The organism is Thermococcus pacificus (assembly GCF_002214485.1).
GTDB classification, from domain to species: domain Archaea; phylum Methanobacteriota_B; class Thermococci; order Thermococcales; family Thermococcaceae; genus Thermococcus; species Thermococcus pacificus.
In genome coordinates this window covers 375,623-395,009 of sequence record NZ_CP015102.1, presented here as the reverse complement: position 1 = coordinate 395,009, position 19,387 = coordinate 375,623, and the positions used below count along the sequence as shown (strand labels likewise).

Here is a 19,387-nt window from a genome sequence, read left to right as displayed (position 1 = left end):
ACGCACTACATTTTTAAACCGCCCGCTCCAAAATCGGTTAGGTGACCCAAATGAACACCGTCCTCATCACAGTCATCGCTGGAATCGCAGCGTTCTGGATGATCCTTTATGCCCTCTTCGGAAGGAAAGAGGAGAAAGAAGAGGGCCTAACCGTTGACATGTTCATCGCCATGTGGCGCACCAAAAGACTGCTTGGCTTCATAGACGGCATCTCGCGGAAGAACCGCAAGCTGTGGAGGGTCTACGCCGATGTTGGAATAGCCCTCGGCTTCATGGGCATGGGGTACGTCTTCTACGCCCTTCTGAAAACGGCTATGCAGACGGTCAGACAGGGAGGCCAGGGGGGGGGAGTCCAGCTCGTCATCCCCGGCCTCACTATACCCCTGTGGTACGGCCTGATAGGGCTCGCCGTCGTCATGATCGTCCACGAGCTCAGCCACGGCATCGTCGCCAGGGCCGAGGGACTGCCGCTGAAATCAGTCGGACTGGTTCTTCTAGCAGTCATACCCGGTGCATTCGTCGAGCCGGATGAGGAGGAGCTCGAAAAGGCTCCCCTCCGCGCCAGGCTCCGCGTTTACGGGGCTGGTTCCCTCGCCAACGTGGTGACGGCCTTCATAGCCGTCCTCATAATCAACCTCGCCATCTCCCCCCTGCTACAACCGTCAGGGATACTCGTTTCAGGTATTCTCGACGACGGACCCGCCTACGGAATTCTACAGAATGGGGACGTTATAACGGCAATGGACGGGGTTCAGATTCAGAAGATAGACGAGTTCATAGACTTCATGAACAAGACGAAGCCGGGTCAAACCGTGACGCTCACCGTGCTGAGGGACGGGAAGGAGCTGAACGTTAACCTCAAACTGGGGGCGCATCCAGAAAATCCCGAAAAGGGCTACATAGGCATTTATCCAGCTCAGAGCGTGACGTCCAAGGTGGGGCTCGACTGGCTGGTACTACCACTGTTCTTCGCCTTCTACTGGATATACGTGCTCAACATCGGCATAGGTCTAATGAACCTCTTTCCGCTCGTCCCGCTCGACGGCGGGAGGATGCTCGACGACGTCTTCAAGCGCTACCTGCCCGAGGGGATAGCGAATCCCGTGAGGTACTTCACGATAGGGGTCGGCCTCTTCCTGCTGGCCCTGAACCTCATACCCGCAATAATGAACCTCGCGGGTTGACTTCAAACCTTTTCCACGTTTCTTATCTTAATTTTGCCCCTTGAGTAGAGGAACTCCCCCTTGGAGGGCTCGAACTCAAGGAGAAATGACTTCTTAATGACGATCCTCTCAATTACTTGTCGAGAGGTGGACTCGAAGTCCATGATGTGCTCTGTGTAGTGGAACACCCATGAAATGATCCAACATATTACACCGCCAAGGTTTTTAAGTCTCTTCCCCAATAGGCACCCATGCCAAAGTGCTCAAAGTGCGGAAGGCCAGCCGTTTACCACGCACGCTACACAGGCATGTATTACTGCCACAAACACTTCAACGAGATGGTCGAGAAGAAGTTCAAGGAGACGGTTAAGAAATACCGCCTCATAGAAAAGGGTGAGAGGATAGCCGTTGGTGTGAGCGGCGGAAAGGACAGCGTCGTCCTCATGCACCTTTTGGCCAAGCTCCGCGAGAAGTTTCCCTTCGAGCTGGTTGCGATAACGATTGACGAGGGCATAGCCGGCTATCGTCCTCCGAGCGTCGAGATAGCGAAGAGGAACGCCGAAAAGCTGGGGATAGAGCACAGGAGTTATTCCTTCAAGGAATACATCGGCTTCACGCTCGATGAAACGGTTGAGATAATGGGGAGCTTCGAGAAGGGTGAGCGCGTTGGAGCGTGCTCCTACTGCGGCGTCTGGAGGCGCTGGCTCCTCAACTACGCGGCCAAAGATGTAGGAGCCGATAAGCTGGCAGTCGGCCACAACCTCGACGACGAGGTTCAGATGTTCGTTATGAACATCCTAAGGGGCGATATAGCGCGCCTCGGGAGAACCGGTCCATACTACGAGGAGATTCATCCCGAGCTGGTCCCGAGGATTAAGCCCCTCCGCGAGATTCCCGAGAAGGAAATCGTCCTGTATGCTGTCCTGAACAACATTGAAGTCGATTTAAGCGAGTGCCCCTACGCTGTTGAGGCCTTCAGGGCCGAGATAAGGGACTGGCTCAACGAGATGGAGGAGAAGCATCCAGGAACGAAGTATCAGATTCTGAGGAGCTACGACAAGCTTTTCCCGCTCATAGCGAAGACCTACACAAAGAGGACGAGCGAGCTCAACCGCTGTAAGATATGCGGCCAGCCGACAACCGGGGAGATATGCAAGGCCTGCCAGTTCCGCCTCCAGGTCGAGAGGAAGGCGAGGGAGAAGGGGCTGACTTTCAGGGTGGAGTGAAGAGCGGAGGTTTTCCGTTGAGAATCATCGAAACTCCAATTCCACTAAAAGAACTCAACGAAATCCGCGAGAGGGGCGGGGCAAAGGTTAGCCTGACACTCCTGGGAAGAACCGAGAGGAACGGCATACCCCTCAACCGGGTTCTGATACGGGGAAATCAAAAGGAAATAGAGCGCTTCATGGAGTTCCTCATGCGTTCGAGGGCAGGGGGCTAGTTATTCGATGATGACCCGCCCGTTCTCTATCCGGAAGCGGTAGCCGCCTTCTCTGGGTTTGAACTCCGGAAGAGTGGATTTCCTTATGACCATCTTCTCCTTGATGGAATCAGCGGAGGAGCAGAACTCTATGACGTACTGGCTGTAGAGCGATATCCACGATACTAGCTTATCGGATGCCCTCCCCCTATTAAGAAGAAAGATATTGATCGGCCGCTTTCTTTTCTCCTCCATTTTTGCCCTTTCTTTCAGCGCCATCAGGCTCTGGAAGAGTTTGATAGTACTCTCCTCTCCAAGAAGGAATGCCAGACCATCTACCGTCACGTCTATCCCTATGGGCCTTCTCTCATGGATTCTTTCTTTCAGAACCCTGCGGTAGAGGTGGAGGTACTTGGGGAGAAAAGTCTCGGAATCCAGTGTGGAATCGGTGTAAACGTAATCCTCGTCATAACTCAGTTTGTGAAAAGAGGAGAATATATCCAGTATTGCCAGGTTCCCAGCTCTTCCCTCCTTTTCAACGTCGAAGTTCAGCATTCCGAGCTCCATCTTCAAAGGCGTGAGGGGGAGAACCGAGTCTATGATGACCCCAAAGTCGCCCTCCCTGATCCTGTTTCTCAGAACTTCAAAGGCAAGCGTCCAGCCGTTGGAGTAGGTGTCGTAGATTATGAGCAGGTTACTGTCTTCGAGCAAACCCCCACCGAGGGCCTCATCGAGAACCGGAATACCCGTACTGAGGACTTCCATGTTACACCCCCCTTAGGAGATATGAGCACCAAGAGTATTTAACCCTAACCCTACAAAGTCATTCCGACGAGGTGATAATTCATGCTCGCCTTCGTAGGACCCTTTGCACTGTGCTGCTTCGGGGCGTTCCTCCTGCACTCCTCGGCGAACCTTGTGAGACTTTCTCTGAAGTTCAGAGAAACTCCACGCGATAAATAGGGGAAGATTCTATCCTAAATTGGTGATGGGAATGGAAGACGTAAAGGAACTCAAGGATGTGCTTGAGAGGATTGAGGGGAAGCTGATAGCGGCCGGAAAGATGTACGGCGCCATGAACTTCGGGGCGTGGCTATCCGTGATGCTCTTCTACTACGTAATGCTGGGACTGTTTGAGGTGAACTGGCGCTTTAACTTAATATACTGGCCGGTGGCTTTCGCTGTCGCCATGACGTTCACGGGAAGGGTCTGGAAGAGGTTCAAGAGGCTTGGAAGGGTTACGGGGGAAGTGGAGGCCTCGAGAACTGGCGCGATACTCGTGGCACTCTCGTGGACAGCAGGCATTGTTCTTGGCTGGGTCATCGTTCCAAGGATCAATCTCGGCGTTACCTCAGATGCCAGCCTGGCGGTGGGCTTCCTGACCTTTATAGCGCTCTCAATATTCGGGATGTGGCTGGTGTTTGCCCGCTATGGGGAAGCAGAGCGGGAGATCGTCCCGGCCTTTCTGCTACCTGCACTGGGAATACCCTTGGCCAGGGGAATGGAGAGCGGGGCAATGGTTTGGGCGGGCTTTCTCGTCGCGCTGGGCTTCTCGGTGACAATCCTCTGGTACCTCTACTCAGCCTTCAGGGCCATCGAGCGGTGATAGCATGGAAGCCATCAGGGAGCTGACGAAGAACCACACGTTGGGCAACCCCGCCAGGCTGGCTATAATGCTCTACCTCCTGCCGAGGGAGAGGGCGCTCTTCAGGGACATCCTTGAGGTGCTCGAGCTAACACCGGGCAACCTCGACTCCCACCTCAAAGCCCTTGAAAAGGCAGGTTACATTAAAGTTTACAAGATCATAGCGGACAGACCGAGGACCGCGGTGAAGGTTACTGAAAAAGGTGCAATGGAGACCGCGAAGTACATGCGGGCGCTCAAAGAGGCCCTCTCGGCTATCGCTCCCCAAGACTGAAGGGGTAACCCTCCCTCCTAACCAGCCACAGGCCGAAGAGGGCCCCAAGGGTGTCCATGAGCAGGTCGCGGAGCTTGTTGGCAAGGCTCTCGCGGATGAAGCTTATCTCCGTTTCGCTGAGCTTTTCAGCAACTTCCCAGCCGGTGGAGAGGGCGTAGAAAATCAGGAAACCGTAAAGGACTGCCTCCCGTTTTGAGAGCCTTATCCCAATCCTATCCAGTTCCGAGAGGATTTCAACGACGATGAGCCACACCGTTAAGCCGCCGAGGAAGTGGCTTATCATGTCGGCGTTCCTCCAGTCCTTGTGGAAGAGGTCGTAGTGGGTGAAGGGCACATTGACGAGGGAGACGTGGACCGCTATGAAAACGGCAAGCAGGGCCATAGTCCGCTCGTTGTACAGCGGGGCCAGAAAGGGCCGGAGCTTTGCAGGCGGCTCGGGAAGCTTCTTGGGAAGAATTAGGGGTATGGAGAGGCCGATCATTGCGACGAGCGTGCGGTAGACGTGGTCTTCGCGGCCGTTGAACAGGGCCGTCATGAAGCCAAGGAAAACCACGAATATCGAGAGGGCTATAATACTCCGCTCCCTACCGATGTCAACCACCAGTTATTGTGGGATTCAAAAATTAAAAGCGTTACGCCTTTTGGCGCTCTTCTTTCTCCTCCTCAGCCTTTCTCATGAGCTCTTTCTTCCTCTCCAGCCTGTACTCCTCCACCAGCTGTAGGAGTCTCTCCGCTTTCCTCTCCTCGTCCTCTTTCTTCCACCTTTCCATGAGCTCTGCTATGGCGTTCTCGAGGGTCTCGCGCTCAACGACGGCGAACTCGTCAACTCGCTTGACATCCAGCTCTTCGGAGAGGAAGAACGGGACGTGGGCCTCGCGGAGAACCACCTTCACAGGTTCAGGAAGGGGCTTCTCGGTTATCAGGGCCCTGATCCTCTTTTCAACCAGCTCCTCCGCTATTGCCCTCCCTGCACCGGCGGGGTTCACGACAAAGAGGACATCCCCCCTCCTCAGCCCAACTTCGCGCTCTATCCTCTCGAGCTCGCGCCAGCTCAGCACTTCCATGACCTTTAAAGGGACGGCAGAGCCGCGGATCTCGACCACGTTCATGCGCTTGACCTGCACAAGGTCCCTGCCAAGCCGCTCGATGACGGCTTTAGCTTCTCTCAGCTGCCTCTCAAGCACCTCTATGCGCTTCACCTTGGCCTCCAGCTCCCTCTCGCGGAGAACCTTCCTCCTAACTTCTTCGTCGTAGTCCGCTATTCTGCGCTCCAGCCGCCCTATCGTCCTCCTCTGCTCCTTGATGATTTCCCTCAGCTCGCGGTTCTCGTTCTCCAGCATCTCAATTCTCTTTTCCAGCTCCCTTATGCGCCTGAGATAAGGTTCGAGGTCAGGGGCTTCCCTAACCTGCTCATCTCTGTTTTCCTCGACCTTTGGCCTCTCCCTGAGGGAGACCATCTGCATCGCCTCGCCGAGGTTGTAGCCCTGTATAACGAGGGCCTTAACCTCGTCGGCTTTCTTGGAAAGGCCGGCTTCTCTCAGGCGCGCATCTATGTGCTCCAGCTTCGGCTTGAGGCGGAGGTAGGCCTTGTAAGCCGCGGCCAGGGCATCCCTCTGGTGGTCGTCGTCGACGGTAATTCCCAGATTCCTCAAAAGCTCGTTCTTCTCCTCTATCCTCAGACTCTCCCTGGGGACAAAGAGGTTCGCTTTAAAGGAGCGCGCTATCTTCTCGACGAAGCCTGGAGCGGGAGAAACATCGGTGGCGACTATAACCGGATGCCCGATCTCACTGACGAAGCGGAAGACCTCGCCGACCGGCATGTTCCTCTCGCTGTGGAGAGCTATTATCCTTCCGTTCAGGTCTATAGCCGCTATGCCGACGGTTATCCCGGGATCGATTCCAACTATTATGCTCTTCCTCTCCTTTACTGCCTCCTCTCCCTTGAGCGGTGCGAAGCCTAGCTCGGCTCTCTCCACCGGGTAAATCCTGACCTCAACGTCCCCGCCGCGCATGGGCCTTATCAGCCCGGCGAGCTCTTCCCTGCTTGCGTAAATCCTGAACTCCCCCCTCGCCAGGCCGTAGTCCCTCTCCTCGGTTTCGAGGTCGAAGGGTATATCGGCCCTCCTAAGTCTGTCCTCTAGCTCCCTCACCTTGTCGCGGACGAGGTTGTGCACCCTCTTCCTGTAGCGGTCCTGGCTCCAGCCACCCTTCCCGTGGCTCCTCCCGCGGGTTACCTTTACGATGACCTCATCCTCGAAGGCGAGTACTTCATAACCTACCCCCTTGCTCGCGAGAAGGGCACAGAGCTTGGCCTCCTCGTAGGGGTCAAAGCGGTCGGCGGTTCTTATCCCGTGCTCTTTGGCCAGGCTCTGCAGGCTTCTCTGCTCGCCGGGTTTTCCTGTGACCTGGACGAGCTTCGTTTCGGGCGGTAGTGAGCGGAGAAACCTCCTGAGGTCGTCGCCGAGCTCAGTAACGCTGTCAATTGCAACGATATCAGGCCTCTTACTTTGAATGAAGCGGATTAGCCTGTAGAGTGTGAACTCACCCTTTCTCTCAAGTTTTCCGTTGAACCAGCTCACGACGGCGAACTTCTTCGGGTTCTCGCTTATTACGTCAACCCCAAAGATTAGAATAAGCCTCACCTCTCATGGGGAGACTTCCCTCAGGCCCTTTAAAACGTTAGCCAAATGTCCAGGTTCGTTCATTCGAACCAAAAGGTTATAAATAGTTATCTAAATGTAACGGCTTAAATCAAAACGGTGGTATCATGAAGATGAGGGTTGTTTTTGACAAGGAGTACGGCCTCCTCTCCGGGGTTTACATGGTGCGCGTCAGGGAGTTGGAGTTCGACGAGGAGCTCAAGGAAGTCCTAGACGGAGTGGATCCAGCTATCAGAATAAGAGGCGAAGAAGTAAAGCTCTCGGAACTAACGGAGCGATCCTTTGAGCTCCAGACGAGGGAGGAGGCAGAGAGGACCATGGGAAATGTGAGAGTGGCACTGATAGAGGCCCTCAGCGCTTTAATAGCCAGATTTAAGGAGGCCCAGAGCTTCAACGGCTCCGTTTCGTACGAGATAGACTTCAACGAACTCTGACTTAAATCACCCTTCCCACTCAATCGAGACTTCCACAGCCCTTTTAATCGCCCTGTTTATCGTCTCCTGCGCCATCGATGGTCTCGGTTTGTCAAGGGCCTGCTCGTGGCTGAAGGGCACGTGTATGAAGCCCGCCCTCGTTTCCATCCCCGCAACCGCTATCGTGTGGAGGGCAGTAAACATGGCCGTATTGCAGACGTAGGTCCCGGCCGTGTTTGAAACAGACGCCGGTATCTTTTCTTCTCTAAGTGCCTTAACGATGGCCTTTATCGGGATTGTGGCGAAGTAAGCGGCTGGAGCGCCTTCAAAGACCGGCTCGTCCTCCGGGGCAAAACCCTCGTTGTCCGGCATTTTGCTGTCCATGACGTTTATCGCGACGCGCTCGACGGTGATGTTTGGCCTGCCCCCGGCCTGGCCCGTTAGAACAACCACATCTGGCCTTTCCTTCACTATGAGTCTTGGAAGAATCTCCCTGACTCCCCCAAAAGTCACGGGGAGCCGGTGTTTTACTAGTTCTGCCCCGTTTATCTCATCTGGAAGTGCTTTAACGGCCTCCCAGGAAGGGTTTATGCTCTCGCCTCCAAAGGGCTCAAACCCAGTCACGAGAACTTTCATCCGAATCACCGAAAAGGTTAGGTTTTTAGGCTTTAAAAACCACTCCCATTGAGGGGTGAGGATGAAGTACGATGTTCTGATCATCGGTGGGGGGCCCGCCGGCAACTACCTGGCCAACCTGCTCGCGAGGGACTTCAGTGTTGCCGTCGTCGAGAAGAAGGGCTCCTTCGGGGGAAAGGCATGCACAGGGATAATCGGGGCCGCCAGCTATGAAAGGCTGGGGTTGCCCGAGGAGGCCGTGCTCAACAAGCTGCGCGGGGCTGTCTTCTACTCGAGAATACAGAGCTTTGAGATAGCGAGAAAGACGCCACAGGCTTACATCGTGGACAGAAAAATCCTTGAGAAAACACTGGCGGAGAGGGCCGTGAAGCGGGGCGCTGAGTATTACATGGCGACGACATTCCGTGGCTTCAAGAACGGGAGGGCCGTTCTCCAGCACCTCGGCGAGAGACTGGAGATAGAGGCGGACTTTTACGTTGGAGCCGACGGCGTTTCGAGCACCGTGGCGAAGGCGATAGGGGCCAAAACAAACGCGGAATTCTTAAGCGGCTACGAGGTCGAGGTGGTTGGCGATTTTAAGGAGGATTTCGTCGAGGTATGGGTGAACAAGGATATAAACGACGAATTCTTCATGTGGGTGGCACCTGTGAATGGGGGACTGGCGAGGGTCGGAACGCTGGGAAGCATTGAGGCCCTAAACCGGTTCCTGCGGATGAGGATGCTCAAACCGACCTCAATAGTCGAGTTTAAAGCTGGAAGCGTCGGCTTCGGCTGGAGAAAGCCATGGGTGAGAGACAACGTGGCCCTCATAGGCGATGCGGCGCTCCAGATAAAGCCCACCACTGCGGGGGGTATAGTATTTGGAGCGATCTGCGCCCACGCGCTGAGGGAAGCACTCCTCTCCGGAAGGCCTGGGGACTACGAGAAGCTCTGTGGGAATGTTAAAAATCAGATAAGCTTTGGCCTTCGCTTCAGGAAGGTGTTCAGGGGGATGGGCCAGGAGGACATCGAGAAGGTCTTCGAGGTTCTCGGAAGCGACGAGGCGAGGGCGGTCATAGAGGGGCAGGCGGACTTCGACGACCACGTGAAGACAGCCAAAGCGCTTCTGAGGAGGCCAAAGCTCCTCGCAAAGCTCATAAGGATAAGCCCATCGATAGTCCGCTACCTCGTCTGAAGTCCGGGGGTGGTTCCATGGCAACGTGGAGGATGGGCCTGCAGGAAGAGTACCTCAGGGCAATAGCCGAAGGGCGGAAGAGGATCGAGGGCCGCCTGTACGACGAGAAGAGACAGGGGATAAGGCCTGGGGACACGATAATCTTCGAGAACAAACTGATGGTCGTGGTGAAGGACATCAGGGTTTATTCCTCCTTCAGGGAGATGCTTGAGAAAGAGGGCCTAGAGAACGTCCTGCCCGGCGTGGAGAGCATCGAGGAAGGAGTGAGGGTCTACAGGCGGTTCTACAGTGAGGAGAAGGAGAAGAAGTACGGCGTTGCGGCGATAGAGGTCGAGCCCGTCGGGTGGGTTGGAGAGCCGCTCACCTAGCGAGCCCCTCAAACTCCCTTTCAATCTCGTCGATACACTTCTTGGCCTCCCTGTATTCCCTCTCGTTGAAAAAGGAAGGAAAAATCACAGATACCTCTCCTTCACCCAGCGGATAAAGTAGTCTGGGTTCAGCTCCTCGCCGATGGCCTTCTTGAGGAGTTCCTTCGGCGGGTAGATGGAGCCGTACCTGTGGACCTTCTCGCGGAGCCAGGCCTTTATCGGCTCGAACTCGGCTTTAGCTACCTTCTCCTCGAAGTCCGGGATGTCGTGCTTGATGTGATAGTAGAACTGGGCCGCGAGGAGGGTTCCGATGCTGTAGGTCGGGAAGTAGCCTATCGTTCCGTGAGCCCAGTGGATGTCCTGGAGGATTCCCTCCGCGTAGGTCTTCGGCCTTATGCCGAGGAGCCTCTCCATCTCCTCGTTCCAGAGCTCCGGCAGGTCCTTGGCCTTAACGCCCTCGTTGAGCATCATCCTCTCGAGCTTGAAGCGGAGGAGTATGTGGAAGTTGTAGGTTACCACGTCGGCCTCGGTCCTGATGAAGTCCGGGCGAACCATGTTGAAGTAGAGGTAGACATCTTCTGGTGTGTAGTTGCCCATGAACGGGAGGTTCTCCTTCAGGACGGGGTAGATGAGTCCAGCGAACTCCCTCGACCTGCCGATGATGTTCTCCCAGAATCTGCTCTGGCTCTCGTGGATTCCGAGGCTTACCCCTCCAGCTATCGGCGTGAACATGAACCTCTCGTCCTGCTGGAGCTCGTAGAGAGCATGCCCGAACTCGTGGACTGTACTTAATATCGTCCTCCTGAAGTCGTAGCCCTCGTATCTAGTAGTGATTCTGACATCGCGGATGCCGAACTCGGTTGTGAACGGGTGAGCGGAAACGTCGAGCCTTGAGCGAACGCCGAGTGGGAAGCCGAACTTCTCGAGTATCCAGAGGTTAACGCGCTCCATCTGCTCCCTCTCGTACTTCTCCTTCTCGAGCGGGTGGTTCTGGGGAACTTTACCCTCTTCCATGATTTTCTCAAGGAGCGGCTTGAGCTCCTTCTCGAGCTTCTCGAACATCCTCTCGACTTCTTTGGTAGTGAGGCCCTCCTCGAAGAGGTCGAGCAAAGCGTCGTAGGGCTCGTTCTCATAGCCGAGGTACTCAGCGGCGCGCTTTGCCAGATCGATGATTTTGTCGAGCCAGGGCTCGAACTTGGAGTAGTCGTTGCTCCTCTTCGCTTCCTCCCAGGCCTTCGTTGCCTGGCTCGTAACCTCGCTCATCTCCCTTAGGAACTCGGGCGGGAACGAGCGGCTTATTCTTATCTGCCTGTCGAGAACGCGGACGACGCCGTGTTCGTACTCGTTGAGGTCTTCAATCCCTTTGGCCTTCTCCACAAGCTCAACGAACTCAGGCTTGAGGAGGAACTCCTGGCTGAGGACGCTTAACTCGCCCTGGGCAACGCTCCTCTCAAGGATTCCTTCCCTGGGCATGTTGACCTCCATGTCCCAGCCGAGGACGCTCTGGGCGTGGCCAATAGCCCATATGCGCCTGTACTTCTCAAGAATCTGCTTTACGGTCTCGTTCTGGAAAACCGACTCCATATTAATCACCGAAAATTTTTGGACTGGAATCTTTTAAACCTTTTCGATGGGCATCTGAACGCGCGAGTAAAAACCGATTACTCCGACCGGAAACGGCTTAAATGCGGTGGTATACCACCTGAAAAAAAGGGGAAGGTGATGGTAATGGGGTTCGACTTGGTGGTGCTCGGTCACGTCTCAATCGATCACATACGCATGCCCGGAAAACCTGAGGTAATACTCCCGGGAGGTGCCGCGGCGGCAGTTGCCACTTCCGCCGCTCTGGCTGGAGCCAAAGTGGGGCTGGTCACGAAGGTCGGAGAGGACTTTCCGAAGGAGTGGCTTGAAAAGCTGGCCTCACTCTTGGACGTGAGGGGCGTTCACGTTCTCCCGGGCAAAACGATACACATCTACATGATCTACCATGAGGATGGGAGTGTTGACGCACCGGTGGACATGGGAGTCGCCCGGATGATGGGCGAGACCCCCATTCCCGAAGAGTACCTTGATTCAGAGGTCTTTCACATAGCACCAATCCCGCCAGAGGAGCAGTTGAAGGCCCTAAAGAGGCTTGATGGGAAGAGAATAAGCCTCGACTTCAACCCGACTTACATGGGGGACTACCTGAGCAGAACAGACCTCATGAGGGAGATAGTTTCCCGCGTTGACGTTCTCTTCCCAAACGAGAGAGAGGCCTTGGTCATAACGAAGGCTAAAACGGTTGAAGAGGCCGCGGAGAGGCTCCACGAATGGGGGGCAAAGCTGGTTGTGGTAACACGCGGCGAGAGAGGGGTTCTGCTCTACGACGGTGAGTTCAGGGAGTTCGAGGCACTTCCAATAAGCGAGAATGAGATAGTCGACCCAACCGGAGCCGGCGACGCGTTTGCAGGCGGCTTCCTCGCTGGATACTCGCGCGGAAAACCGCTTGAGGAGTGCGTAAGGCTCGGTCTCGAGAGGGCCAGGGAAGTCCTGAAAAAGGAGGGGAGCTGGAGCGTTTAATCTGTGGCGAGCCTTGCGAACAGGTAGAGGACTATCAGGAGGAGCGCGGCTATAGCCGTCACCTCGAGCCGGGGCAGAACCGGCGAAAGGGAGGTCATCGCTAGGTACGTTGGAAAGGCCAGCAGCGTTACCGCTATCAGGATGGCGTAGTGCTCCAGAGGGGACCGCTCCCTGTCGAGGTATCCGAGCTCTATGGCCATGACTGCTAAACTCATGACCACCAGCCCGTAGAGACCGCCGGTTTTTGTGTAGATGAGGTAAGCGCCGACGGAGACGAGGAAGAGCGTCCCTATGAAGTACCACTGGATTGCCATGAGGCCGAGGGGGATGAGCAGGAGCGTTCTATGGTCCAGCCTCCATAGGAGGACGAAGAGCAGGACTAGGGGGATGAGTGAGTAGAGACGGCGCTTTATCTTCATACTCCCACCACCTCAGCTATCGCTGCCTTCAGCGGCTTCCTGACGTCCCAGTCTATTATTATCCCGTAGGCGGCCATCTTCTTGAGGGCCGCCTTCCTCTGGAGGGAGAGGAGCTTGAGGGCCAGTTCCTCCTCGCGGCTCTTCGGCTCGACGGCGGTGTAGGGGTCTGGACTGATGACGGCCACGTTGTAGCCGAAGGAGGCCATTATCTTCAAAGCCTCCCTGCTCTCCTCCGTCAGGAGGGGTGAGAAGTAGACCAGTTGCGCCCTCGGGGGAAAGTGGGAGCGTATTAGGTGCTCCACTTGGTAGGCTATCATGTTGTTCCTGTCCGGCCTTGCCGTGCTCAGGAAGTCGATGCACTTGAAGAAGTGCCTCTTGCCGTAGTCGGGGCGAACCCATAGGGGGGCGTCCTCGGCCAGGAGAAGACCGAAGCTCGTGCCGCTGTTGAGGGCGTTGAGCATGAGGGAAGCCGCGGCGCGGATGAGGTTGTCGAAAACGAGCTCGCCGGTGTAGGAGGCGTCGACTATGAATATCACGTCAACCTTCCTCTCGCTCTCGTACTCGTTGGCCATTATTCTTCCCGTTCTAGCGGTGGCTTTCCAGTTGATTATCTTGAGCGGATCGCCTGGCTGGTACTCCCTTATGGCGTGGAACTCAACGCCCTCGCCGACCCTTGGGGAGGGGAGTGCACCCACGGTTATCTTGGTTCCCCTCGTTGAGTACGGAGTTGGGACGTCCTCGATTATGGGAACGCCGATGACTTCAGTGTAGAGGTCGAACTTCTTCGTGAAGTGGAAGAAGCCGAAGGGGTCGCGGTAGCTCAGCTCGACCCAGTTGAACTCGTGTATTCCGCGCTTCACGCGCACCTTGTAGCGGAACTCCCTCGTTTCTCCCTTTGACAGCGAGACGACCCACTCCCTCTCACCCTCTATGAGTTCCAGCTCTTCCGGAAGATCTTCCCGTATCTTGAGGCTCGGTATCCGCTCCTTCGATTTTATTCTGAGGACTACCTCGAGCTCGCTCCCCTCTAGGAAGCGGTTGTGAGGAATAATCCTCTCCAGCTCGACGTCGAGCCTCGGCTTGAAGAAGAACACCGCCACGAACACCAGCCAGAGCGCCGGAAGGAGAAGGTAGACCATCTCCCAGCGGAGAAGGAGGAAGGCTATGAGGACCAGGAGCCACACGGCGAGGAGTAGCTCCTCCGTCTTCTCCGTGGGAATCATCCTGCCCTCAACAGGGCCCTTTTCATCCGGGCCTCCAGCGTTCATTCCTCCTGGGGGAAGTGGAGCCGTCTGCACCCTTCCACCTCACTCGAATTTAGGAACCGGAACCTTTCCAAGGAGCTTCTCCATTATGCTCTCCTGGCTCACCTTGGTGTACCAGAGCTCCCTCTTCAGGATGAGCCTGTGGCTCAGGGCCGGAACCGCGACAGCTTTGACGTCGTCCGGAATCACGTAGTCCCTTCCCTCGAGGGCGGCGTATGCCCTTGAGAGCTTGAGGAGGGCCAGGGACCCCCTCGGAGAGGCGCCTATCTCTATCTCCCTCTTGTCCTCCCTCGTGGCGGTGACTATGTCGGTTATGTACTCCAGTATGGCGTCGCTGACGTAGACGTCCTCAATGGCCCTCTGCATCTCGACGACCTGCTCAGCGCTCAGTATCGTTTGAATGTCCACGTCCTCCTTCTTCCTCGCCATCCTCCTGCGGAGTATCTCTATCTCCTCCGCCTTGGTCGGGTAGCCGACGCGGAGTCTGACCAGGAAGCGGTCGAGCTGGGCCTCGGGGAGGGGGTAGGTTCCCTCCTGCTCTATCGGGTTCTGGGTGGCTATGACGATGAAGGGCTTCGGCAGGACGTAGGTGTTCCCCTCAACCGTTACCTGCCTCTCCTGCATCGCCTCGAGCAAAGCCGACTGGGTCTTTGGCGGGGCGCGGTTGATCTCGTCCGCGAGGAGGACGTTGGTGAAGACCGGCCCCTTCCTGAACTCGAACTCGAGCGTTTTCTGGTTGAAAACCGAAACGCCGAGGATGTCACTGGGGAGCAAATCCGGCGTGAACTGGACGCGCGTGAACTGGACTCCTAAAGCCTTCGCGAAGCTCTTTGCCATCAGCGTCTTGGCCAGCCCCGGGAGATCCTCCAGCAGGACGTGGCCGTCAGCTAAGATGGTGGTCAGTATCAGCTTCAGCACTTCCTCCTTCCCGACTATCGCCTTGCCGACCTCGTTGAGGACGGCGTTTCCCTTCTCGTGTATCTCCTCAATCTTCATTCAGATCAGCCTCCACTATCTTGAGTGCCCTCTCGAGGTTGTCCAGAAAGTCCCCCTCCGAGCGGAGGGCTTTAATGGCTTCGTTCGGCTCGGAGAGGAGTGAGCGGTAGGCGGAGTTGTAGTCATCGGAGAGGGTGGCGTAGATATCCACTATCTTCTCCTCAATCAGGGAGCGGGCCACCCTTCCGCTTCTGGCCTTCTGTATAAGGGAAACCGTTCTCTCGACGTCGGTCTTCCTCTCAACCTTCATCCCGCGCTTGAGTCTCGGTCTCGCCACCTGTATCTCAATTCCGAACAGGAAGAACGCCAGGAATGCACCGAGAAAGAGGACGGAGAGCCATCTGATGAGGTAAGAGCCTGCCATCGTGGCAACTAGGAGCAGGACGATGCTTGCCACTATGACGGCCTTATGGAGCCTCATTCAGGACACCCCTCATCTTTCTGTAGAGTTCCAGGGCCCTCTCCGCATCGTCCCAGGTGACCTTTTCGGGGGCGTACTTCGCCTTCTCAAAGAGCCTCGTGAGGTTGGTGAAGGGCTCCCTGAGGAGGGAGACGTTGACCTTACCGGCGTGCTCCCAGTGGGTCCAGCTCTCCCTGTAAGGTATTCCGAGAACCTCGAGCCAGAGGACGGCGTTCTTGTATATCCCTACCACAGCCTCCCTCGGGTCGGAGAACATTTCGAAGCCCAGCTCGTCGACCTTTCTGTCGAAGTTCAACGCCCTTTTGCGCATCCTCTTTCTCTCCCGCTTTTTGAGGGCCTCCCTGTAGTAGGTGACGGCGAAGTAAGCAAGGCCGGCCATGAAAACCGCCAGGAAGATGTAGAGGGGGTAGCCTGTGTGCGAGAGGGGTGAGGTCGAGTTCGTGAGGGTGTTGTTGTGGTAAACCGGTGAGGGGGGAAGGACGCTGCCGTTGACGGTAACGTTGGTCGTGTTGTTGACTGGGGTGAGAAGGCCAGAGGCGTTGGAGTACTTCATCCAGTAGATTATCCCCAGCGCCCCGAGTGCCATAACGATCCAGGAAAGAAGGTATTTCAAATTATTTGCAGGGTAAAGCTTCCTCTTGAGGGGTATGTCGCGCCAGCTGAGGAAGAGCAGGGCGAGGACGATTGCGGAAAGGAGGGCAACCGCTATCACGAGAAACCCTGAGAACTCGGCGGGGCTCTTCTTAACCTCGCCTGTCTTAACGCTGTAGCTCAACAAAAGCGTCATCAATGCAAACAGCAGTCCGTAGAGTGCCGCGAATTTTACCCTGGTGGACATGTTTATCACCGATGGTACGGAGGCAGGTTTAAAAGCTTTTACCCTGAGGTAAATGTTAGGTGATGAGAGTGGAGAGGATGCCGAGGCTTTACGTTGAGGTGGATGCAGGAGAGTGTGTGGTTCAAGGGAAGGCCACGAGGGACTGCGTGATCATTCAGGGGAACATTGAGGTCTGGCTGGAAGAGGGCGACGAGCTCCCGGAGTTCATCGACTTAGAGGATGCAAAGTTCTTGGCCAAGGAGGTCTACGACCGCTTTTACCTCTACGTCGACAGGATGGAGGGCAGGATGCTCGCCGATGTTGTACTTGTCCTGCCCGACGGGAGGACAAGAATTTACCTGAAAAAAGGGGACGAGCTCATGATACTCCCAGTTGAGGGCTACACGAAGACGATAATAGCCAACGTCGGGAACAGGGTTAGAAAGGGGGATGCATTCGCGGCCGTGACCACCAGGAAAGGGGAGGTGCACTACCTCAAGCCGCCTAAGACCGGAACCGTTGTTTTCATAGATGAGATAACGGACAGACCCCACTACGTCTACTACATTCTGCCAGAGGAGTGATTTTTCTTTTTAACTGGCATCCGGGTGCATGGCAGAACTCGAATAAACGCCGTTTATCTTGAAGACTGCACCAAAAGCGTTATAAGGGGCCGGGACAAGCTCCCAACGAAGAAGATTTTGGAGTTGAAGGAAATGAAGATTGAAGCTGGAGATTTTGTGGCCTTCCACTACGTTGGCAGGTTTGAGAACGGTGAAGTTTTTGACACTAGTTATGAGGATATAGCTAAGGAAAACGGCATATTCGTCGAAGAGCGCGAGTACGGTCCCCTTGGCGTCAACGTCGGCGTCGGGGAGATCATCCCGGGCCTTGATGAGGCCCTCATAGGCATGGAGATAGGGGAGAAGAAGACGGTCGTCGTTCCCCCGGAGAAGGCCTACGGCATGCCCAACCCGGAGCTCATCATAGACGTTCCCATCTCGGAGTTCACTCAGGCTGGCCTTGAGCCCGTTGAGGGAATGTACGTCATGACCGACTCGGGGATAGCCAAGATAGCCAGGATCGAGGGGGAGAGCGTCAGCCTCGACTTCAACCACCCGCTCGCCGGGAAGACCCTTGTCTTCGAGGTTGAGATAGTGGACATACAGAAAGGGGAAGAAAAGGACTCAGGCGAGGCTGAGGCCTGAGGCGCCCTGGTAGACTATAACCCCCATTATTGCCAGCAGCAGGCTATACCTGAGGCCTGCTGAGTATTTCCCTTCTCTTATGACCCCTATTCCAAGGCCAGACACTAACGCCTGAAGGACAACGAAGCCAAGGAGTATGTTCTTGACGGTCTCGACCGGGAGGTTTATGTCGCCGACGTTCATCGAGGCCATGATCTGGGTGACCACTCCAAGGATGAGCGGGCCGATGACGCCGCTGGTTATGATGAAGAACATCACCTGCATTCCCGTCGAGGCCCTCCTCTCCTGCTTTATCCTGAGCAGCTCCCTAACGTCGTTTCCGACGAAGACGAGGACGTCGCTCATGGGAGCACCCCTTTCGAGGGCCTCTATGATGATCATCATGGAGCGGTAGAGAACCGACGAGCGCTTGTTCCTAATGGCAAAGGCCTTGAGGGCGTCCGTTGTCGGGCGACCCTTCTTTATCTCCGCCACGGTCTTCCTGAACTCGTCCGTGAGTGGTCCGAAGTTGGCCGTCGTGAGCTCCTCCAGAGCCTCGGAGAAGGATATACCTGCCCTGAGAGAGCTAGCCAGATAGAAAAAGGCATCGGGAAGCATCTTCTCCATTTCTTCGATGCGCTTCGTGATCCTCCAGTAGGGGTATCCGAAGGCCATCCCTGAGGATACCGCAATGAACGCCGCAAGCGCGTAAATCCAGTTTGAGAACATGTAGACGAGGAGGGCACCGATGACCCCCGTCAAAAGGGAGACGACGAGGTACTCCGCAGCCAGGAAGCCTATATTCGCTGAATAAATGAAAACCTCGTAACGCTTCATCCACTTCTCTGGAACGATTTTCTTAATGAGGAATATGAACACTGATGACAATCTTGGCATCGGGGTCACCTCGGCTCTCCCTTCTTGATCATGTTAACTATTATCACCGATATCGCCGGGAACGCGAAGAGCAGTACTACCGCGAGCGTCTCAGGGGGCATTATAAGTGCCCTGGCCATGACGGAACCGGCCAGTATACCGACGACAAACATCGTAGGCATGACTATCGTCAGGAACATGTAGATGAAGGCTATACCGTTTACTTTCTGGACGTACTCCACGAGCTTCATCCTGTACTCAAAGGCAAAATCCTCAGCGAGCTTGTAGAGTATCTCGGAGAGGTTTCCACCGAACTTAACGGCCCTCAATATCTGCTTGACGACCCTGCTGACGTTCTCCGAGCCCATCTTCTCGTCGAACTTAGTGAGTGCGTCCTCGAAGGAGGAACCCGCCCTCATGTCCCGGAGCATGAGTTCGAACTCCTCGGAGATGACACCGTAGTCGGCGCGGGCAACCGACAGTATTGCCTCGGATACACCAACGCCCGCACTCAAGAGTGATGCCATGTGCCTGAGGACGTAGGGCATGGCCCTCTCAACTTCAGCAACCCTGCGCTTCCAGACCATCTTGGGATAATACCTCATGTAGAAGAAGCCACCCACAAAGCCCAGAAATCCAACGAGAATGGACATATCAATTGGAAGGTAAAGGAGGTACGCGAAGATGAAGCCGAATATTCCGGCAAAGATGGCAACGCCGAGCATGAGGGCCACGTACCTGTCGGAGGATGTGAGTATGCTGGCCCTGTAGAGGTCCTGGTCAAGCCCCTTGAAAGACGCCGTCAGGGACTCAACCGGCCCCCTGAAGTAGCGGAGGATGGCCTCGGCGAACCTGTCGGAAAAGGGTTTCTGAATCTCCTTCTTCCTCCACTCGATGATCTCCTCAAGTTCCTTCTCCCTCTCGGTTTCAGCCTTTTCAACTTCGATTTCCCTCTGAAGTTCTTTGAGGGCCCTTAATCTCTCCTGGATGGTTGTACCCTGGGGAATCCTCCGTACAGGCATTTCAGCTACCTCTATAGTCTTCCCACCCAATCGCTCCAAGAAGTCGGTGATAGCCCTAACGACGCCCAC

General features: G+C 55.6%; 24 protein-coding genes. 11 read left to right on the top strand and 13 right to left on the bottom strand.

What is annotated here, in order from left to right; translation table 11 throughout:
- The first annotated feature begins 50 nt into the window (after positions 1 to 50).
- A complete protein-coding gene (locus A3L08_RS02305) occupies positions 51 to 1,184 on the top strand; it encodes a site-2 protease family protein (RefSeq protein WP_088853503.1) in 1,134 nt (377 codons plus the stop codon).
- A 2-nt stretch (positions 1,185 to 1,186) separates the two neighbouring features.
- On the opposite strand, the gene A3L08_RS09875 is transcribed toward A3L08_RS02305, so the two are convergent.
- Positions 1,187 to 1,351 carry a hypothetical protein gene (locus A3L08_RS09875; RefSeq protein ID WP_157721576.1) on the bottom strand — a complete coding sequence of 55 codons (165 nt, stop codon included), beginning with the start codon at positions 1,349 to 1,351 and terminating at the stop codon, positions 1,187 to 1,189.
- Between the two features lie 63 nt (positions 1,352 to 1,414).
- On the opposite strand from A3L08_RS09875, the gene A3L08_RS02300 reads away from it, so the two are divergent.
- Both A3L08_RS02300 and A3L08_RS02295 read left to right on the top strand, forming a co-directional pair.
- A complete protein-coding gene (locus A3L08_RS02300; RefSeq protein WP_088853502.1) occupies positions 1,415 to 2,389 on the top strand; it encodes a TIGR00269 family protein in 975 nt (324 codons plus the stop codon).
- Positions 2,390 to 2,406: 17 nt separating this feature from the next.
- The gene (locus A3L08_RS02295; protein ID WP_088854866.1) at positions 2,407 to 2,604 is read left to right on the top strand and encodes a TIGR04140 family protein; all 198 of its coding nucleotides are present in this window, start codon (positions 2,407 to 2,409) and stop codon (positions 2,602 to 2,604) included.
- On the opposite strand, the gene A3L08_RS02290 is transcribed toward A3L08_RS02295, so the two are convergent.
- Positions 2,605 to 3,348, bottom strand: coding sequence for an RAD55 family ATPase (locus A3L08_RS02290; RefSeq protein ID WP_088853501.1), 744 nt, complete (start codon positions 3,346 to 3,348; stop codon positions 2,605 to 2,607). It abuts the gene before it with no gap.
- A gap of 223 nt (positions 3,349 to 3,571) precedes the next feature.
- Here A3L08_RS02290 and A3L08_RS02285 point away from each other — a divergent pair, with 223 nt between their 5' ends.
- Together A3L08_RS02285 and A3L08_RS02280 are read left to right on the top strand one after the other, a co-directional pair.
- Positions 3,572 to 4,189, top strand: a complete 618-nt coding sequence (locus tag A3L08_RS02285) for a hypothetical protein (protein WP_335755214.1) — start codon at positions 3,572 to 3,574, stop codon at positions 4,187 to 4,189.
- 4 nt (positions 4,190 to 4,193) lie between these two features.
- The gene (locus A3L08_RS02280; protein ID WP_088853499.1) at positions 4,194 to 4,502 is read left to right on the top strand and encodes a transcriptional regulator; all 309 of its coding nucleotides are present in this window, start codon (positions 4,194 to 4,196) and stop codon (positions 4,500 to 4,502) included.
- Here A3L08_RS02280 and A3L08_RS02275 read toward each other — a convergent pair.
- Entirely contained in the window at positions 4,483 to 5,103 is a 621-nt protein-coding gene (locus A3L08_RS02275) for a hypothetical protein (RefSeq protein WP_088853498.1), read from the bottom strand. The genes A3L08_RS02280 and A3L08_RS02275 overlap by 20 nt on opposite strands.
- A gap of 31 nt (positions 5,104 to 5,134) precedes the next feature.
- Positions 5,135 to 7,144: a DUF460 domain-containing protein gene (locus tag A3L08_RS02270; protein WP_088853497.1), complete on the bottom strand. Its 2,010-nt coding sequence runs from the start codon at positions 7,142 to 7,144 to the stop codon at positions 5,135 to 5,137.
- A 125-nt stretch (positions 7,145 to 7,269) separates the two neighbouring features.
- On the opposite strand from A3L08_RS02270, the gene A3L08_RS02265 reads away from it, so the two are divergent.
- Positions 7,270 to 7,596: a hypothetical protein gene (locus A3L08_RS02265; RefSeq protein ID WP_088853496.1), complete on the top strand. Its 327-nt coding sequence runs from the start codon at positions 7,270 to 7,272 to the stop codon at positions 7,594 to 7,596.
- Positions 7,597 to 7,602: 6 nt separating this feature from the next.
- On the opposite strand, the gene pcp is transcribed toward A3L08_RS02265, so the two are convergent.
- The gene (gene pcp, locus A3L08_RS02260; RefSeq protein ID WP_088853495.1) at positions 7,603 to 8,211 is read right to left on the bottom strand and encodes a pyroglutamyl-peptidase I; all 609 of its coding nucleotides are present in this window, start codon (positions 8,209 to 8,211) and stop codon (positions 7,603 to 7,605) included.
- Between the two features lie 61 nt (positions 8,212 to 8,272).
- Here pcp and A3L08_RS02255 point away from each other — a divergent pair, with 61 nt between their 5' ends.
- Both A3L08_RS02255 and A3L08_RS02250 read left to right on the top strand, forming a co-directional pair.
- Positions 8,273 to 9,385 (top strand): geranylgeranyl reductase family protein, encoded by a 1,113-nt coding sequence (locus A3L08_RS02255; protein WP_088853494.1) that lies wholly within the window; start codon positions 8,273 to 8,275, stop codon positions 9,383 to 9,385.
- Positions 9,386 to 9,402: 17 nt separating this feature from the next.
- Positions 9,403 to 9,753 carry an ASCH domain-containing protein gene (locus tag A3L08_RS02250; RefSeq protein ID WP_088853493.1) on the top strand — a complete coding sequence of 117 codons (351 nt, stop codon included), beginning with the start codon at positions 9,403 to 9,405 and terminating at the stop codon, positions 9,751 to 9,753.
- 84 nt (positions 9,754 to 9,837) lie between these two features.
- Here A3L08_RS02250 and A3L08_RS02245 read toward each other — a convergent pair whose 3' ends face one another.
- Positions 9,838 to 11,337: a carboxypeptidase M32 gene (locus A3L08_RS02245; protein WP_088853492.1), complete on the bottom strand. Its 1,500-nt coding sequence runs from the start codon at positions 11,335 to 11,337 to the stop codon at positions 9,838 to 9,840.
- A gap of 144 nt (positions 11,338 to 11,481) precedes the next feature.
- Between A3L08_RS02245 and A3L08_RS02240 the strand changes: the two genes are divergently transcribed.
- Complete coding sequence (locus A3L08_RS02240; RefSeq protein ID WP_088853491.1) at positions 11,482 to 12,315, top strand: carbohydrate kinase family protein; 834 nt, start codon at positions 11,482 to 11,484, stop codon at positions 12,313 to 12,315.
- Here the strand turns inward: A3L08_RS02240 and A3L08_RS02235 are convergent.
- The 5 genes from A3L08_RS02235 to A3L08_RS02215 are packed head-to-tail and all read right to left on the bottom strand — an operon-like array spanning position 12,312 to position 16,254.
- Positions 12,312 to 12,734, bottom strand: a complete 423-nt coding sequence (locus tag A3L08_RS02235; RefSeq protein WP_088853490.1) for a hypothetical protein — start codon at positions 12,732 to 12,734, stop codon at positions 12,312 to 12,314. The genes A3L08_RS02240 and A3L08_RS02235 overlap by 4 nt on opposite strands.
- Positions 12,731 to 14,002: a DUF58 domain-containing protein gene (locus A3L08_RS02230; protein WP_232461777.1), complete on the bottom strand. Its 1,272-nt coding sequence runs from the start codon at positions 14,000 to 14,002 to the stop codon at positions 12,731 to 12,733. Before A3L08_RS02230 ends, A3L08_RS02235 begins: the two co-directional genes overlap by 4 nt.
- Positions 14,003 to 14,041: 39 nt before the next feature.
- Entirely contained in the window at positions 14,042 to 14,995 is a 954-nt protein-coding gene (locus A3L08_RS02225; protein WP_088853489.1) for an AAA family ATPase, read from the bottom strand.
- Positions 14,985 to 15,416 (bottom strand): hypothetical protein, encoded by a 432-nt coding sequence (locus A3L08_RS02220; protein ID WP_088853488.1) that lies wholly within the window; start codon positions 15,414 to 15,416, stop codon positions 14,985 to 14,987. The genes A3L08_RS02225 and A3L08_RS02220 overlap by 11 nt, the downstream gene beginning before the upstream one ends.
- Positions 15,403 to 16,254, bottom strand: a complete 852-nt coding sequence (locus tag A3L08_RS02215) for a DUF4129 domain-containing protein (RefSeq protein ID WP_088853487.1) — start codon at positions 16,252 to 16,254, stop codon at positions 15,403 to 15,405. The genes A3L08_RS02220 and A3L08_RS02215 overlap by 14 nt, the downstream gene beginning before the upstream one ends.
- Positions 16,255 to 16,322: 68 nt before the next feature.
- On the opposite strand from A3L08_RS02215, the gene A3L08_RS02210 reads away from it, so the two are divergent.
- Both A3L08_RS02210 and A3L08_RS02205 read left to right on the top strand, forming a co-directional pair.
- On the top strand, positions 16,323 to 16,817 hold the full coding sequence (locus tag A3L08_RS02210) for a DUF2118 family protein (RefSeq protein WP_088853486.1): 495 nt from the start codon (positions 16,323 to 16,325) through the stop codon (positions 16,815 to 16,817).
- 132 nt (positions 16,818 to 16,949) lie between these two features.
- Positions 16,950 to 17,441, top strand: coding sequence for an FKBP-type peptidyl-prolyl cis-trans isomerase (locus A3L08_RS02205; RefSeq protein WP_088854864.1), 492 nt, complete (start codon positions 16,950 to 16,952; stop codon positions 17,439 to 17,441).
- Here A3L08_RS02205 and A3L08_RS02200 read toward each other — a convergent pair.
- Both A3L08_RS02200 and A3L08_RS02195 read right to left on the bottom strand, forming a co-directional pair.
- A complete protein-coding gene (locus tag A3L08_RS02200) occupies positions 17,421 to 18,317 on the bottom strand; it encodes a type II secretion system F family protein (RefSeq protein ID WP_088853485.1) in 897 nt (298 codons plus the stop codon). The two genes, A3L08_RS02205 and A3L08_RS02200, sit on opposite strands and share 21 nt — an antisense overlap.
- Before the next feature lie 5 nt (positions 18,318 to 18,322).
- A complete protein-coding gene (locus A3L08_RS02195) occupies positions 18,323 to 19,387 on the bottom strand; it encodes a type II secretion system F family protein (protein ID WP_088853484.1) in 1,065 nt (354 codons plus the stop codon).

Coding starts and splice junctions, on each gene's coding strand:
- A3L08_RS02285 (WP_335755214.1), top strand. CDS start 3,572: ATGGGAATGGAAGACGTAAAGGAACTCAAGGATGTGCTTGAGAGGATT.
- A3L08_RS02220 (WP_088853488.1), bottom strand. CDS start 15,416: ATGAGGCTCCATAAGGCCGTCATAGTGGCAAGCATCGTCCTGCTCCTA.
- A3L08_RS02245 (WP_088853492.1), bottom strand. CDS start 11,337: ATGGAGTCGGTTTTCCAGAACGAGACCGTAAAGCAGATTCTTGAGAAG.
- A3L08_RS02280 (WP_088853499.1), top strand. CDS start 4,194: ATGGAAGCCATCAGGGAGCTGACGAAGAACCACACGTTGGGCAACCCC.
- A3L08_RS02265 (WP_088853496.1), top strand. CDS start 7,270: ATGAAGATGAGGGTTGTTTTTGACAAGGAGTACGGCCTCCTCTCCGGG.
- A3L08_RS02215 (WP_088853487.1), bottom strand. CDS start 16,254: ATGTCCACCAGGGTAAAATTCGCGGCACTCTACGGACTGCTGTTTGCA.
- A3L08_RS02300 (WP_088853502.1), top strand. CDS start 1,415: ATGCCAAAGTGCTCAAAGTGCGGAAGGCCAGCCGTTTACCACGCACGC.
- A3L08_RS02235 (WP_088853490.1), bottom strand. CDS start 12,734: ATGAAGATAAAGCGCCGTCTCTACTCACTCATCCCCCTAGTCCTGCTC.
- A3L08_RS02205 (WP_088854864.1), top strand. CDS start 16,950: ATGAAGATTGAAGCTGGAGATTTTGTGGCCTTCCACTACGTTGGCAGG.
- A3L08_RS02290 (WP_088853501.1), bottom strand. CDS start 3,348: ATGGAAGTCCTCAGTACGGGTATTCCGGTTCTCGATGAGGCCCTCGGT.
- A3L08_RS02255 (WP_088853494.1), top strand. CDS start 8,273: ATGAAGTACGATGTTCTGATCATCGGTGGGGGGCCCGCCGGCAACTAC.
- A3L08_RS02250 (WP_088853493.1), top strand. CDS start 9,403: ATGGCAACGTGGAGGATGGGCCTGCAGGAAGAGTACCTCAGGGCAATA.
- A3L08_RS02230 (WP_232461777.1), bottom strand. CDS start 14,002: ATGAACGCTGGAGGCCCGGATGAAAAGGGCCCTGTTGAGGGCAGGATG.
- pcp (WP_088853495.1), bottom strand. CDS start 8,211: ATGAAAGTTCTCGTGACTGGGTTTGAGCCCTTTGGAGGCGAGAGCATA.
- A3L08_RS02240 (WP_088853491.1), top strand. CDS start 11,482: ATGGGGTTCGACTTGGTGGTGCTCGGTCACGTCTCAATCGATCACATA.
- A3L08_RS02200 (WP_088853485.1), bottom strand. CDS start 18,317: ATGCCAAGATTGTCATCAGTGTTCATATTCCTCATTAAGAAAATCGTT.
- A3L08_RS02225 (WP_088853489.1), bottom strand. CDS start 14,995: ATGAAGATTGAGGAGATACACGAGAAGGGAAACGCCGTCCTCAACGAG.
- A3L08_RS02305 (WP_088853503.1), top strand. CDS start 51: ATGAACACCGTCCTCATCACAGTCATCGCTGGAATCGCAGCGTTCTGG.